Raw genomic sequence first — 13,626 nt, forward strand, 5'->3', positions numbered from 1 at the left:
GCGCCCCGCAGCACGGCGCGCGGAACCACGGGCCCGGGGCCCGGGGGAAGGGAAGGAGGGTCAGCCGGCCTTGCGCGGCAGGGGCCGTGGGGCGAGCGCCGCGTCGTAGGGCGAGACCCAGAAGAACTCGCCGTCGGCGTCGTAGGCGTAGAGGAGCCCCGTGCTGCCGGAGCTGAACACGTCACTCGGCCCGGACGGCCTCAGTGGCTGCCTGACCTGCACGATCGCGGTCGAACCGTCGTCGGCCGCGACCTCGGCCTGCCCGAAGTCGGCGCTGACGGAGCCGGTGCGGATCGTGCAGGTCCGGCCCACGAAGTCCTCCCTGGACGGTGGAGGCTCCGCGGGGAAGAACCGGCGGAAGCGGCGTACGAGCATGCGGACCACCCCCCAGGCGATCAGTAGCGCCCCCGCCAGGACGGCGAGGTGGAACACGGCCCGCAGGGTGCCGGTGGCTCCGCTGCGGAGCACCAGGACCGAGCCGGTCAGGCCGGTGAACCAGGCGATGACGACGAACAGCGACACCGACACGGAGACGGGCACCCCGCCGAAGCCGACCGCGTCGGTGTCGAGGTCGCCGTCGAACGAGTCGTGCCCGGCCGCCCCGGCCAGGACCAGCAGCCAGAAGCAGACGACGACCACCAGCGCGGCGCCGAGGACGACGGCCGGGAAGGCGAGTGCTGCGGAGAGGAATGCGGTCATCGGTCCCTGCTCCCGTCCCACCGGTCGCTGTACGGTCGCGGAGGCCGGGCGGCGGCAGGCGGGACGGGGGAGCCGGCACCGCGACACCGCGAACGGCCCCACGGCAACCGGTTCCTTCCCCCGTGATCCCCCGTAACCCCCGTGCTTCCCCCGTGTGTTGCTGGACTCATCGTGTCAGCCGGGGCGGCACGGGCGCACTGCCGGAATCCGGCAGGCTTCACGGGCCCCCACTGCCGGGCACCGGCACTCACCCCCGGACGTTGGTGAGGTGACAGTGGTGCGGAGGTACGGAGGAGCGCGACGTGGCGGAGCCCGAGATCCCTGAGAGATTCCTGGAGGGCTATGCCCCCGTCCTGGCCGAGGTCGCGGAGACCGGCCGCCGGCTCACCCGGGACGAGCTGGAGACACGGCGCACGCTCGGCCGCGAGGCCGCGGAGGCGGGGCATCAACTGCGGGCCCTGGTGCGGCGTCACCTCGAGGAGACCCGCGCCGCCTGGCCGCGCGCGGCGGGCGCCTCGGCCACCGACGCCGTGCTGGGCGCCGTGGAACAGGCGGTGGACGCCTTCGCGGAGGGCTTCGAGCGGGCGCAGCGCCTCACTGTGCGCCGCGAGGAGGCGGCGCGGCGGGAGTTCATCGACGACCTGCTGTACGGGCGCAGCGACCTGGGCAGACTCGCGGAGCGGGCCACCCGGTTCGGGCTGCGGCTCTCGCGGGCCCACGCCGTCGCGGTGGCGGCGGGCCCCGAGGCGTACACCGAGTCCGACGCCGTGCCCCGCAGTGTGGAGGCGGCGCTGCTCGCGCGCTTCGGCGGCCGGAAGATCCTGCTCACGACGAAGGACGGGCGGCTGGTCTGCATAGCCCCCGGCAGTCAGCCGGACGTCCTGCGGTACTTCGCCAAGCAGGCGCACGCCGCGACGGACGGCGGCCAGGTCGCGGTCGGCCGCCCGCACCGCGGACCCGGCGGGGTGGTCCACTCGTACGACGAGGCGCTCGAGGCCCTCGACCTGGCGCGGCGGATGACGCTCGACGACCCCGTGCTGTACGCCGCCGACCTGCTGGTCTACCCGGTGCTGACCCGGGACCGGCAGGCCATGGCCGACCTGGTGCGCAGCGAGCTCGGCCCGCTCAAGGAGGCGCGGGGCGGCGCGGAACCCCTGCTGCGGACGCTGTCCGTCTACTTCGACGCGGGCTGTGTGGCCGCCGAGACGGCCCGCCGGCTGTCGCTGAGCGTGCGCGCGCTGACGTACCGGCTGGAGCGGATACACCAGCTGACGGGCTCCGATCCGTCCGACCCGATGCACCGGTACACGCTGCAGACAGCGGTGATCGGCGCCCGGCTGCTGGACTGGCCGGCGAAGGAGCTCTGACGGATCCGGTGCGGCGGTTCCACGGCGCGTACGACCCGAGGGCCCGGGCCGTACGCGGCGGTGTGCGACCTACAGGTCGAACTCGTGCGGCGGCAGGTCGAGCGTGAAGCACGCCTCGCGCACGACCGCCTGCTCCGACTTGTCGAAGTCGCCGTCGGCGCCGCCGATCACGATGCCGATCTGGATCACGGCACGCGCCTCGGCGGGCTTCTTCTTCGCCTTGGCGATCTCCTGGAGCACGCTGACCTTGCCGAAGGCGAAGTCCGCGGTCAGCTTGTCCACGTACGCGTTGAACCGGCGCTGGAGGTCGTCCGCCGGGAAGTTCTGCAGCACGTCGTTGGTGGCGATCAGGGAGGCGACGCGCTGCCGCTCGGACGGGTCGATGGAACCGTCCGCAGCGGAGACCAGGGCGCACATGGCCATGCTCGCGTCCCGGAACGCCCCGCTCTTCAGGTCGTTCTTCTTCGCCTCCAGCTGCGTCTGCATCGTCGACGCGGATTCCTTGATCCGATCCCAAAGGGCCATGACGTCTCCATACCTTGCGTTGCCTGTGGTGCGGGAACCAGTCAAACTCTACAACTGTGTAGAAGAACAGTGGGTGGCCGCCGTCCGCACGGTGGCCGACGGGCCCGGCGCGGCCACTCAGTAGGATGCGGCGATGAACAGGCCTATGGATACGGACGGCGGCGGCGGCCCGGACGGCCCGCGGACGCCCAGGCGCGGGCAGGGTCAGCTGGAGTCCCAGGTCCTGACCGTGTTGCGCTCGGCGGGCGGGCCCGCGACGGCCGGCTGGGTCCAGGAGCACCTCGACGGCGACCTCGCCTACACCACGGTCATCACGATCCTCTCCCGCCTCTACGCGAAGAAGGCCGTGACCCGCACCCGGCAGGGCCGTTCCTACGTCTGGACCCCGGCCTCCGACGAGGCCGGCCTCGCCGCCCTGCGGATGCGCCGCGTCCTGGACGGCGAGAGCGACAGGGAGGCCGTCCTCGCCCGGTTCGTCTCCGCGCTGTCCCCGGGCGACGAGGCACGGCTCCGCGCACTGCTCGCCCGCGCGGCCGACACCCCCGACGTGTCCGAGGCGTCCGACTCCTCCGACTCCTCCGACTCCTCCGACGACGACCCCGTAGCTCCGGAAGGCTGAGAGACACCACGATGGGCGTCTTCGTCTACCTGCCACTCGTCCTGCCACTGACCGCGCTGCCCATGGCGCGTCTCGCCGAACAGCATCTGCACCCCAGGAGCGCCACCCGGCTCCTCGCCGCCGTCGGGTCGACGTTGGCGCTGTGCAGCACGCTCTGCCTGGCCCTGCTCATGGTGGTGGGCACGGCCCAGCTCCCCGGGAACCCGCTGCCCGACGGCTGGTCGGACCCCGAGGTGCGTGCCGCGGTGCCGTACGAGGAGAAGGCGGGCCTGATCGCGATCGTCGTCCTGGGAGCGGTGCTGACGGCCTGCGGCAGCACCCTGCTGCGGCACGTCAGGACCCGGATCCGCGCCGCCCGCGCCCTGCCGCCGCAGCGCGCCGGCGACGGGGACCTCGCGGTGGTGCCGTCCCCCGATCCGTACGCGTACGCCCTGCCCGGAACGCCCGGCCGTGACGGCCGGGTCGTCGTCTCCAGCGCGATGTTGGAGTGCCTGGACGCCCGCGAGCGCCGCGCCCTCGTCGCCCATGAACGCGCGCACCTGACGGGCCGGCACCACCGCTACCTGCTGGCGACGCAACTGGCGGCGCGGGCCAACCCGTTCCTGCTGCCCCTGCGTACGGCGGTGGCCTACAGCACCGAACGCTGGGCGGACGAGGAAGCGGCGTACGCGGTGGGCAGCCGCCGTGCCGTCGCCACGGCGGTCTGCAAGGCGGCGCTGCTCTCACCACGGCACGAGACGGGGCCTGCCGTGCTCCCCGCCTTCGCGGCTCCTTCGCCGGCGGGCCCCGTGCCGCGCCGGGTGGCGGCGCTGCTCGATCCCGAGCCCTCGGCAGGACTCTGGCCCCCGCGCTCCGCGCATCTGGTCCTGGCGGCGGTGACCGCGACGGTGGGGACGGCTGCCTCGGCGCTGTCGTCGCTCAGCGCGACGGTGGCGCTCGTCGGCATCCTCCACGCGGCCACCCCGCTCTGACCCGTCGGGGGGCGGGCCTCCGTCAGTCGGAGTCGCGCCCGGCGTGCTCCGGAGTGAGGTCGTCGTGCGACGGCATCGGCTCCTGAGTGTCGGCCGGCTTCCGCTTCTCCGTCGCGACGGCCGGCTCCGGCTTCGTCCCCTCGGCGGCGGCCGACTTCTCCCGCCTGCCGGCGAGCGCCGCCTGCAGCTTCGAGGCGACCGGCTCCGTCCACCGGGCGGTGAGCGGCCCGACGATCACCAGGATCAGCACGTACGCGGTCGCGATGGGCCCGATCCGGGGCTCCGTCGCCACGGCCAGACCGGCGATGACGATCGAGAACTCCCCGCGTGCGACCAGCGTGCCGCCCGCGCGCCATCGGCCGCGCGGTCCGATCCCGGCCCGCCGGGAGGCGTACCAGCCGGTGCCGATCTTCGTGAAGACCGTGACGATCGCCAGCAGCGCCGCCGGAAGCAGCACGGGCGGGATCTCCGCCGGATCGGTGGACAGCCCGAAGAACACGAAGAACACCGCGGCGAACAGGTCCCGCAGCGGCGTCAGCAGCTTGCGCGCGCCCTCGGCGACCTCGCCGGAGAGCGCGATGCCCACGAGGAACGCGCCGACGGCCGCCGACACCTGCAACTGCTGGGCCAGCCCGGCCACCAGGACGGTGAGCCCGAGGACGACGAGGAGCAGCATCTCGGGGTTGTCGGAGGACACCGCACGGCTGATGAGCCGGCCGTGACGCAGCGCCAGGTACAGCACGAACCCGACCGTGCCCAGTGCGATCAGCAGCGCGATGCTGCCGCCGGCCAGACCGACACCGGCGAGCATCGCGGTCAGCAGCGGCAGATAGACGGCCATGGCGAGGTCCTCGATGACGAGGACACCGAGGATGACGGGCGTCTCACGGTTACCGAGCCGTCCCATGTCGGTCATCACCTTGGCGATCACACCCGACGACGAGATCCAGGTGACACCGGCCAGCGCGACGGCGCCCACGGGCCCCCACCCCAGCATCAGGCCGGCTGCCGCGCCGGGTGTCGCGTTGAGCACGAAGTCGACGACTCCGGACGGATACTGCGTCTTGAGGCTGGTGACGAGTTCCGACGCGCTGTACTCGAGCCCGAGCAGCAGCAACAGCAGGATGACGCCTATCTCCGCCCCGATGGCGGTGAACTCCTCGCTGGCACCGAGCGGCAGCAGACCGCCCTCACCGAACGCGAGCCCGGCCAGCAGGTACAGCGGGATCGGCGAGAGCCCTATCCGCCCGGCGAATCGTCCGATGATGCCGAGCCCAAGAATGACGGAGCCGAGCTCCACCAGCAGTGCGGTCGTGTCGTGCACGGTCAGCCCTCCGCAATGATCTCGGAGAGCGTGTCGACGCCCTCACGCGTTCCGACAACGACAAGCGTGTCCCCGATGGCCAGACGGAAGTCCGGCCCCGGCGACGGATGCGCACTGTGCGTACGCAGCACGGCCACGATCGAGGCCCCCGTCCGCGTCCGCGCCCTGGTGTCCCCGAGCAGCCGCCCGCCGTACGGGGAGCGGGTCCCGAGCGGAATGTGCTCGGTGACCAGGTCGATCCCCTCGGTCCGCACGGCATCGATCGGCGCCGCGTCGATGAGGTGCGCGAGCCCGGTGGCCTCGGTGGTGGTCAGGGGTACGGAGAACACGCACGAATCAGGGTCGTCCTTCTCGTAGAACCCCAGGAACCGCCGTCCGTCGTGGTGCACGACGACGGAGATGTGCTGCCCCGACTCGGTGGTGTAGTCGTACTGGACGCCGACTCCTGGCAGCGATGTGCGGTGGGTTCCCATGGCTTCCTCCCGAGGAGCACGGCGGCGCCGGTGTGACGCTTTTGATCATCTCTTTATCCGCTCATTACCCTAACCGGAGCCGGAATCCAGCCGTCGGGGCGGCGGTGGCGGGGCCGGACTCGCTCACCGCGTCTTCTGGAAGCGCGGAGGAACGGGTGCTCGTTCCGGTCAGGAACGAACGCTTTCGACATCTCTCCGTCGATCTCCGCCGATCGTGCCAAGGGCAGTGCGGGCCGGGCACGATGACGGTAGCCATAGTCATGGACAGGGACGAAGCGGGACCCTGTGACGAGCGCGCCCGACTACAGTTACAGCAGGGGTGCCGACGCCGAGCGAGCCCTCAGGTTCGCCGTCCAGCACGTGCGCGGGGACCGGGTCCAGATCATCGAGGGGATCATCGAACCGGTGTCGCACACCTGGGACCACGAGCGTGCCGCGAAGCTCGTCCGCCGGCAGATCGACACCCGCGTCGAGAGCCTGCGACCGGGCTCCCGCCACCCCACTCGGAGTGACGCTTCCGCCGAACGGCGCTGACCAGGTTTCGACTGCGGTAACGTAATCGCGTCATCACGCTGTGTGCGTACGCGCGCATGGCGCGGTCCCCGGAGGTGTGTAGGAGCACCAACCGAGGACCTTCACCGCCAGTGGATAACGAGGTCCACCAGGATGCTTTGGCATGCTATCGCGCCGTCTCGCGGCTATACGAAGGCCGCGAATGATCTGGTACGCAATCAGCGTCTGAGCAGTGACGCGAAGATCCTCCTCCTCTACGTGCAGGGCCTCCCTGACGACCGGCGCGGTGCGGCCCTCAGCGAGCACGCGCGAGCCCTGGGGATCACCGGGCGGGCCTATCAGAAGGCCAAGGAACTGCTGGTCACGCACGGGTTCCTGTACGAGTGGCGGCAGCAGGGCGGACGGGGCTTCTGGACGACCGAGCAGCTCCTCGCGAATGTGGCCCTCAGCCCGGAGGCGGCGAGGGAGGCCCGGGACGGCAACGTGGTGCCGGTCGTCGTGTCTCCGAGTGTGAGGAAACCGACGGTCGGGCAACCGGGAGGTCGGATGGCCGGTGGCTGTGAACCGGTGGATGAAGAACGGGGGAAGAACTGTTCCCACCCACCCACCGAACCGGAGGCGCGGGACGAGCAGGCCGACTCTTCCGATCCCGAAGCGGTGGAGGCCGAGCGGGTGTTGCTCTCCCTGCGGCACGTGCACCGTTCGCTGCATCTGGGTGTGGCGGAGGCCCGGAAGCTGGTGAAGCTCGCCGTGGCGTGGCTGAGGCGTGGGGTCGCGGCCGACGACATGCGGCGGGTGCTGGTCAGCGATTTGCCGGTGGGCGGGGTGCGGTCGGCCGTGGGATTCCTGCGGCACAGGCTGGTGCACAAGCTTCCCGAGGAGCCCGCGCCCGTGCCGAAGCCCGAGCCTCCTGCTCCCGTAGCCGCGTTGGCGGTGTGTTCCGGGCCCGGGGACGAGCATCTGTTCCGGCCGGGGCCGGGGGAGGACGGCGAGACGCGGTGCGGGCCGTGTCGTCGGGAGGCCGCGTGGGCGGCGTGGGGCGAGGCCCGGTCGGCCCAGCTCGCCCTTGAGGGGGACGACGATCCCTACGCCCATACGCCCTGGCGGGAAAGGGTGGCCGCTGTTCAGGGGGCCGGGATGGGCGCGGACAGGGATGCGCCCGGCCGGTGAGTCTCCATCGGCCGGGCGCGGGGACGGGGCCGGGTCAGTCCTTGATCTCGATCTTCTCGCCGTTGGTGGCGGGAGCGGGGACCGCCGGTGCGGCCTCCGTGCCGCCCGCCCTGCCCTGCAGGTCGCGGAGCAGCGCGGCCAGGTCGACGCCCGTCGTGGAGCTGAGGAGTTCCAGGCCCTGGGCCACGTTGTCGGTGACCGTGCGGGAGAGCTGGCTCGCGCCGTCCGTCGAGATGACCGTCAGCTTGTCGATGGCGCCCAGCGGTTCGGACGCCTTCGCGACGACCTGGGGGAGCACCTCGACCAGCATCTGGAGGACGGCCGCGTCGCCGTACCGCGCGAAGGCGTCGGCCTTCTTCTGCATGGCCTCGGCCTCGGCGGCGCCCTTCGCGGCGATGGCGGCGGCCTCGGCCTCGCCTTCGATGCGTACGGCGTCGGCGAGGGCCGAGCGGTGGAGCTTCTCGCCCTGGCCGGTGAGGCGGGAGCGCTCCGCGTCGGCCTCGGCCTCCTTGACCTGGGCGATGCGGCGGGCCTCGGCCTCCTGCTCCGCCTGGTAGCGGGCGGCGTCGGCGGGCTTGCGGACCTTGGTGTCGAGTTCGCGGTCGGTCAGGGCCGCCTGGCGCGCGGCGACCTTCTCCTGCTCGGCGAGAACCTCCTGCTGGCGGGCCGCCTCGGCGAGGGGCCCGGCGGCGTCCGCCTGGGCCGCGGCGGCTTCGGTCTCGGCCTTGATCTCGGCCTGCTTGAGGTAGAACGTCCGCTCGGCGATGGCGATCTCCTCGGCCGCCTTCAGCCGGGCCTGCTCGGAGGCGCGCCGGGCGATGGCCTCGGCGATGTCGGCCTCCTGCTTGGCGCGGGCGGCCTCGGGGCGGCCGAGGTCCTCGAGGTAGCTGCCCTCGGTGGTGATGTCCTGGATCTGGAAGGCGTCCAGGATGAGGCCCTGGCCGGAGAGGCTGGCCTCGGCCTCCTCGGCGACCTGGGCGGCGAAGGCGGCGCGGTCCCGGATGATGTCCTCGACGGACATCCGGCCGACGATGGCGCGGAGGGCTCCGGAGAGTACTTCCTGGGTGAAGCCGACGATGCCCTTCTGCTGCTGGAGGAAGCGCTGGGCCGCCGCGCGGATCGCGTCCTCGCTGCCGCCGACCTTGACGATCGCGACGCCTTCCAGGTTGGACTTCACGCCGCGCAGGGTCACCGCCCCGCGTACGGCGACGGGGATGTGCCGGCTGGAGAGGTCCAGGGTGAACTTCTGCTGGACGAACGGCACGACGAAGACGCCGCCGCCGACGACGACCTTCTGGCCGCTGTTGTCGATGCTGGTGCGCCCGGTCACCGGGTCGGTGGACTTCTTGCCCCGGCGGCCCGTGATGATGAAGGCCTGGCTGGGGCCCGCGACCTTGTACCGGGTGATGACGGCGAGGGCCAGAAGTACGACGAGTACGACGATGCCGATGACGGCGATCACTACTGGACTCATGAGCGGTGTCCCCCCTTGCCCTCCCGACGGGACGGCGGTGTGTTCGGCTGTACGGGTTCGGTCAGGCGTACGGCTCGGCGGTGGTCAGCGCTCGACGGGGCGGACCGTGACCGACGTGGTCGAAAGGGTGGCCTCCACCCAGATCTCCGCGCCGCGTTCGACGGGAACGGCGCTCTTCGCGGAGAACTTCACGGTCTGACCCGCGAGTCGGAGCAGCACCTCGCCGTAACCGTCGGCGGGGATGGGTGTGACGACGGACCCCGAGGTGCCGACGAGGTCGTCACCGCGTGGTGTGGCCGTGGTCTGGTCCCGCATCAGGGCCTGGCTGAACTTCCAGGTCAGCCAGGCCGCGACCAACCCCGCCCCGGCTCCCGCCATGACGGCCACCGGGGTGCCTGCGTCCGTCGTGCCGAGGACGATCGCACCGCCGAAGCCGAGCATGGACAGGAAGCCGGCGATGACGGGCAGGGAGAGCAGACCGTCGAAGAAGCCGTTCAGCAGCCCGCCGAGCGCGTCGCCGAGGAGCCCTTCGAGAATTCCGTCGAAGATCAGGGAGAGGGTGAGAAGGACGATTCCCGCAATGCCGAGACCCAGGAACACGGTCACGCGATCACTCCCCCGGTGTTCGCAATCCCCCGATATGTTTCCGTCGAACTGGCTGAATGGTCCCATACGGTGCGCGCCAGGGATACTGCCGAAGTCCGGCAGTTTTCACGGCGTTTCGATGCCGGAGAGCTGCTCGGCGAGCGTGTCGAGCGACTGGAACGTGGCCCCGAGGAGGGCGACGTGCTTCCACCGCAGCACCCCGTCCGGCCCGATCAGGAAGACGGAGCGGCGTACGCCGATGCCCGGCGCGGCGACCCCGTAGGCGCGGGCGGTCTCCCGTCCGGTGTCGGCCAGGAGGGGCATGCGCAGGCCATGGCCCCGGGCGAACGACTCATGGCTGTCCACACCCTGTGGACTGATTCCCCAGACCTCGGCGTCGAGGCTCTCGAAGGTCTCGAAGCCCGAGGAGTACGAGCAGAGCTGCTTGGTGCAGACGGCCGTGTTGTCCCCGGGATAGAAGGCCAGCACGACGCTGCGGCCACGAGCGGCGGTGAGCGTGTAGTCGCTCCGCACGAAGCTGTCGTCGCCGAGTACGCCGCCGGGGAGGGTGAAGTCCGGTGCGAGTGAGCCGATTCGGGGTCCTGACGCCATGGCGGCGCCTCCTTGGGTCGCGTACGGATGGGTGAGTACGGATGGATGAGAGTACGGATGGACGCGTACGGATGGACGCGTACGCCGGACGGTGAAGAGCACAGTCAACGGCACATTCCACGCATCGACACGTTCGGCCCATCCGTAGGCCCCCCGGCACCGACCATGGGGTGTGCGCGGGCACCGGCCCCGCACCTCGATCGGGAGGTATGTGTGGCCGAAAGACCGCCGTCGGCAGCGGTGCTCATCCTGCACGGCGGCTACGAGACGGGGCTGGCGGCACCGGCACCCGGCGCCCTGAACCTGCCCGGCCTGCGGATGCTTCCGGTCTCGCGCGTCGTGTCCCGCGCGGTGCGCGGTGACTCCGGTGTGTGCGTGCGGCGCGTCCGCTACACGCACCGGGGCTGGAACGGCTCCCGCCAGGACCCGCTGCACGACGCCTTACGGGTGCTGGACGACCTGCGGCGGGAGGCGGGGGACATCCCCGTGACCCTGCTCGGTCACTCCATGGGGGCGCGCGCAGCCCTCCACGCCGCCGGGCACCCGCTGGTCCGCTCGGTGGTGGGCCTCGCCCCGTGGTGCCCGCCCGGCGACCCGGTGACACAGCTGGCGGGGCGGGACGTCGTCCTGCTGCACAGCACCCGGGACCGGGTGACGAGCCCCCTGGCGTCCCAGTCGCTCACGGCCAGGGCACGCCGCGCGGGCGCTCGCACCTGTCTGGTGACGATCCCGGGCAGCGACCACGCGATGATCCGCCGCGCCCCGGCCTGGCACCGTCTGGCGGGGCTGCTGGTCACGGGGCTGCTGGGGCTGACCCCGGTGCCGCAGCGGGTCGCGGCGGCGTTCGAGCTGCCGCCGGGCGCCGCGGCCTTTGAGGGGACGCTGTCGCTGGACGGACTCGAGGCCGGTGGGCCGGGTCCGCTGAGATGCGGGGCGGAGCGGGGCGGCTGAACGCCTCGGCCGTACGGGGCCGTTGTCAGTGGCGGGTGCGAGGATCCACGGCATGGAACCTCTGCTCCTCACCGACATCGAAGCCGCCGTCCGCAGCAGCTGGGGCGCGGACACGACCACGCCCGCACACCGGGCGCAGTGGAATCCGGGCAACCCCGCCCGGGACCAGTGCGGCGTCACCGCCATGGTGGTCAACGACCTGCTGGGCGGGGAGCTGATCCGGGGCGAGGTGCGGGTCGACGGCGTGCGCGTCGACTACCACTGGTGGAACCGGCTGGGCATGGGGGTGGAGATCGACCTGACGCGGGAGCAGTTCGCCCCGCACGAGATCGTGTCCGGGGGCGTGGTGATCGAGCGCCCGGCGGAGTTCGTCCGCCTCCGCGAGGAGTACGAGCTGCTGCGTGCCCGGGTTCTGGAGCGGTTGCGCGGGCGCGTCCGGGCGGAGGCGCGGACCGGGGCGGTCTGAGCCGCCGGAGGCGGGGCCGTTTCAGCCGGCGTGCCGCCGGGAGTGACCTCGCAGCCGGCGCAGGATGAGCAGGGCGGACGTGGCCAGGGGCAGCAGCCCCGCCATGGTGTTCGCGGCGGTCAGTTTGTCCTGGGTGCCTCCGGCACGGCGCATCCGTTTCACGGTGCGGACGACGGCAATGGCGCTGCTGCCCAGACTGAGGAGCAGGCCGGCCTTGGAGTTCGCGGATTTCCTGTGCATCTGCGTGCCTCCCGGTGACATCGCTGCGCGGCCCCTGCGTCCACGTAACCGGCTTCGGAGCGGGTCCGCAATCGGGGATCCGGGTGTCCGCGGGCCTCAGGCGAACAGGAAGCCGGCCGCCGTCGCCGCCCCGACGGCCGCCCCCGCGGCCGTCTGGGCCACCGAGTGGTAACCCAGCGCCACCCTCGACCAGCACACGGCGAGGGCGGGCACGCTCGCGCAGAGCCACCACGGGGAGTGGGTGACGCCGAGAAGAGCGACCACGGCCGACGCGACGGCCGAGTCGACCGAGATCTTCCAGAGGGTGTTGACCGCCAGGAGCACGGTCGTCATGACCCACAGGGAGATCATCGCGATCAGGATGCCGCGGGGCGCACCGCCCAGGACCATGATCAGCGCGCCGGTGCCGACCGATCCCAGGATCACCAGGAACACGGGTCCCCGCTGGGTCCGGTCCACGACGTGGCGGTCGCCCCAGGTCCCGCGTCCGCGCTCCCACTCGATGTAGCCGGCGGGTACGAGGCCGGCGCAGAGCGCCCCGAGGAAGCCCCAGGGGAGCCCGGTCCAGTCACCTGCGGAGGCCGCCCCGATGGCGAGCATGCCGACGAGCAGCACATTGCGGGGTTGCAGGAGGTCCGTGACCGTGCGGGCCGCCGTCGTGGTCCTGTCGGTGCCGCTCATGCCGTGGGTGCTCCGGGTCGCGTGGACTGCGCGGGCCGCGTGGGGCGTGAGGGCGCCCGGTGGCCGCGCGTGCATGTAGCCCTTCACGACGGGGGATGCGTGAAGGGCTACGCGTGCAGTATGACCGTTTGGCGGTCCGCCGACAACTGACCGGCCGGTCAGCGGTGTTGGAGTGTCCCGGTGGCTCCGGACGGGCCTCGGAGGGCTCCCGCCGGGCCATGTCCGGCAGGCGGCCGTGCGCCGGTGGCGCCATGGACGGCGGAAACCTGTTCCGGCGGCGATAGACATGACCTACCGGTACGCCTAGGGTTTCTTGTGCAGCCAGGCCATATCGGTGGTCCGGTGCGCAGCAGAAGAGGTGCAGATGCCCCCGGATTCCCCGTCGCACGCCGCGGACCGTCTCGACGATGACGACTACCCCGCGTACACCATGGGGCGAGCCGCCGAGATGATCGGTGCGACGCCCGGCTTCCTCCGTGCCATCGGTGAGGCCCGGCTCATCACCCCGTTGCGTTCCGAGGGGGGTCACCGCCGCTACTCGCGCTACCAACTGCGCGTCGCGGCCCGTGCCAGGGAGCTGGTGGACGGCGGCACGCCGATCGAGTCCGCTTGCCGCATCGTCATCCTGGAGGACCAGCTCGAGGAGGCCCTGCGCCTCAACGAGCAGCTGCGGCGGCCCGCGGCCGGCCGGAGCAGCGTCGATTCCTGACCGGCACACGGGTGTATATCTGTTTCGGCGGGCACAGAAATACGCGTAATGAGCGGTGAGAGTTTATACAGTGTGCGGAGGAGTGACGCCGTAGTGATATGGCGTACAGCTCGCTTGTGCCCGAATCGTGCTACTGTTGATCTCAGTTGCAGTTGTGGTTCCCAAAACTTTGAGTGCACTCACCGTTATCACTCCGGTGGGCGCTCTTATGTATTTCCGGTTTCTTCCGGTCGGGGCAATCATTTGC

At 71.5% G+C, this 13,626-nt stretch carries 17 protein-coding genes; 8 read left to right on the top strand and 9 right to left on the bottom strand.

Annotated features, from left to right (window positions below; translation table 11 throughout):
• Nucleotides 1-60 precede the first annotated feature (60 nt).
• Nucleotides 61-699, bottom strand: coding sequence for a hypothetical protein (locus ACFYSH_RS11330; protein ID WP_388751955.1), 639 nt, complete (start codon nucleotides 697-699; stop codon nucleotides 61-63).
• A gap of 302 nt (nucleotides 700-1,001) precedes the next feature.
• Here ACFYSH_RS11330 and ACFYSH_RS11335 point away from each other — a divergent pair, with 302 nt between their 5' ends.
• Nucleotides 1,002-2,066, top strand: coding sequence for a helix-turn-helix domain-containing protein (locus ACFYSH_RS11335; protein ID WP_359463364.1), 1,065 nt, complete (start codon nucleotides 1,002-1,004; stop codon nucleotides 2,064-2,066).
• A 69-nt stretch (nucleotides 2,067-2,135) separates the two neighbouring features.
• Here the strand turns inward: ACFYSH_RS11335 and ACFYSH_RS11340 are convergent, their stop codons facing one another.
• Entirely contained in the window at nucleotides 2,136-2,591 is a 456-nt protein-coding gene (locus ACFYSH_RS11340) for a TerB family tellurite resistance protein (RefSeq protein ID WP_359463362.1), read from the bottom strand.
• A gap of 133 nt (nucleotides 2,592-2,724) precedes the next feature.
• Here ACFYSH_RS11340 and ACFYSH_RS11345 point away from each other — a divergent pair, with 133 nt between their 5' ends.
• Together ACFYSH_RS11345 and ACFYSH_RS11350 are read left to right on the top strand one after the other, a co-directional pair.
• Nucleotides 2,725-3,210, top strand: a complete 486-nt coding sequence (locus tag ACFYSH_RS11345; RefSeq protein WP_359463359.1) for a BlaI/MecI/CopY family transcriptional regulator — start codon at nucleotides 2,725-2,727, stop codon at nucleotides 3,208-3,210.
• Between the two features lie 11 nt (nucleotides 3,211-3,221).
• The gene (locus ACFYSH_RS11350) at nucleotides 3,222-4,181 is read left to right on the top strand and encodes a M56 family metallopeptidase (RefSeq protein WP_388751958.1); all 960 of its coding nucleotides are present in this window, start codon (nucleotides 3,222-3,224) and stop codon (nucleotides 4,179-4,181) included.
• A 22-nt stretch (nucleotides 4,182-4,203) separates the two neighbouring features.
• Here the strand turns inward: ACFYSH_RS11350 and ACFYSH_RS11355 are convergent, their stop codons facing one another.
• Together ACFYSH_RS11355 and ACFYSH_RS11360 are read right to left on the bottom strand one after the other, a co-directional pair.
• On the bottom strand, nucleotides 4,204-5,505 hold the full coding sequence (locus tag ACFYSH_RS11355; protein ID WP_388751960.1) for a cation:proton antiporter: 1,302 nt from the start codon (nucleotides 5,503-5,505) through the stop codon (nucleotides 4,204-4,206).
• 2 nt (nucleotides 5,506-5,507) lie between these two features.
• Nucleotides 5,508-5,978 (bottom strand): TrkA C-terminal domain-containing protein, encoded by a 471-nt coding sequence (locus ACFYSH_RS11360; protein ID WP_359463350.1) that lies wholly within the window; start codon nucleotides 5,976-5,978, stop codon nucleotides 5,508-5,510.
• Between the two features lie 285 nt (nucleotides 5,979-6,263).
• Between ACFYSH_RS11360 and ACFYSH_RS11365 the strand changes: the two genes are divergently transcribed.
• Together ACFYSH_RS11365 and ACFYSH_RS11370 are read left to right on the top strand one after the other, a co-directional pair.
• The gene (locus ACFYSH_RS11365) at nucleotides 6,264-6,512 is read left to right on the top strand and encodes a hypothetical protein (protein WP_359463348.1); all 249 of its coding nucleotides are present in this window, start codon (nucleotides 6,264-6,266) and stop codon (nucleotides 6,510-6,512) included.
• Between the two features lie 132 nt (nucleotides 6,513-6,644).
• Nucleotides 6,645-7,661, top strand: a complete 1,017-nt coding sequence (locus ACFYSH_RS11370; protein ID WP_359463345.1) for a hypothetical protein — start codon at nucleotides 6,645-6,647, stop codon at nucleotides 7,659-7,661.
• 34 nt (nucleotides 7,662-7,695) lie between these two features.
• On the opposite strand, the gene ACFYSH_RS11375 is transcribed toward ACFYSH_RS11370, so the two are convergent.
• The 3 genes from ACFYSH_RS11375 to ACFYSH_RS11385 all read right to left on the bottom strand — a co-directional run bounded on the left by ACFYSH_RS11375 (nucleotide 7,696) and on the right by ACFYSH_RS11385 (nucleotide 10,332).
• Entirely contained in the window at nucleotides 7,696-9,135 is a 1,440-nt protein-coding gene (locus tag ACFYSH_RS11375) for an SPFH domain-containing protein (RefSeq protein ID WP_388751963.1), read from the bottom strand.
• Between the two features lie 84 nt (nucleotides 9,136-9,219).
• The gene (locus ACFYSH_RS11380) at nucleotides 9,220-9,741 is read right to left on the bottom strand and encodes a hypothetical protein (RefSeq protein WP_359463340.1); all 522 of its coding nucleotides are present in this window, start codon (nucleotides 9,739-9,741) and stop codon (nucleotides 9,220-9,222) included.
• 105 nt (nucleotides 9,742-9,846) lie between these two features.
• On the bottom strand, nucleotides 9,847-10,332 hold the full coding sequence (locus ACFYSH_RS11385) for a peroxiredoxin (RefSeq protein WP_359463337.1): 486 nt from the start codon (nucleotides 10,330-10,332) through the stop codon (nucleotides 9,847-9,849).
• A gap of 213 nt (nucleotides 10,333-10,545) precedes the next feature.
• Between ACFYSH_RS11385 and ACFYSH_RS11390 the strand changes: the two genes are divergently transcribed.
• On the top strand, nucleotides 10,546-11,283 hold the full coding sequence (locus ACFYSH_RS11390) for an alpha/beta hydrolase (RefSeq protein WP_388751966.1): 738 nt from the start codon (nucleotides 10,546-10,548) through the stop codon (nucleotides 11,281-11,283).
• Nucleotides 11,284-11,335: 52 nt separating this feature from the next.
• Nucleotides 11,336-11,749 (top strand): hypothetical protein, encoded by a 414-nt coding sequence (locus ACFYSH_RS11395; protein WP_359463331.1) that lies wholly within the window; start codon nucleotides 11,336-11,338, stop codon nucleotides 11,747-11,749.
• Nucleotides 11,750-11,770: 21 nt separating this feature from the next.
• On the opposite strand, the gene ACFYSH_RS11400 is transcribed toward ACFYSH_RS11395, so the two are convergent.
• Complete coding sequence (locus tag ACFYSH_RS11400) at nucleotides 11,771-11,989, bottom strand: hypothetical protein (protein WP_359463328.1); 219 nt, start codon at nucleotides 11,987-11,989, stop codon at nucleotides 11,771-11,773.
• 96 nt (nucleotides 11,990-12,085) lie between these two features.
• The gene (locus ACFYSH_RS11405; RefSeq protein WP_359463326.1) at nucleotides 12,086-12,670 is read right to left on the bottom strand and encodes a hypothetical protein; all 585 of its coding nucleotides are present in this window, start codon (nucleotides 12,668-12,670) and stop codon (nucleotides 12,086-12,088) included.
• 364 nt (nucleotides 12,671-13,034) lie between these two features.
• Here ACFYSH_RS11405 and ACFYSH_RS11410 point away from each other — a divergent pair, with 364 nt between their 5' ends.
• Nucleotides 13,035-13,379 (top strand): MerR family transcriptional regulator, encoded by a 345-nt coding sequence (locus ACFYSH_RS11410; protein ID WP_359463323.1) that lies wholly within the window; start codon nucleotides 13,035-13,037, stop codon nucleotides 13,377-13,379.
• Nucleotides 13,380-13,626 lie beyond the last annotated feature (247 nt).

This window comes from Streptomyces sp. NPDC005791 (assembly GCF_042871485.1).
Lineage (GTDB): Bacteria > Actinomycetota > Actinomycetes > Streptomycetales > Streptomycetaceae > Streptomyces.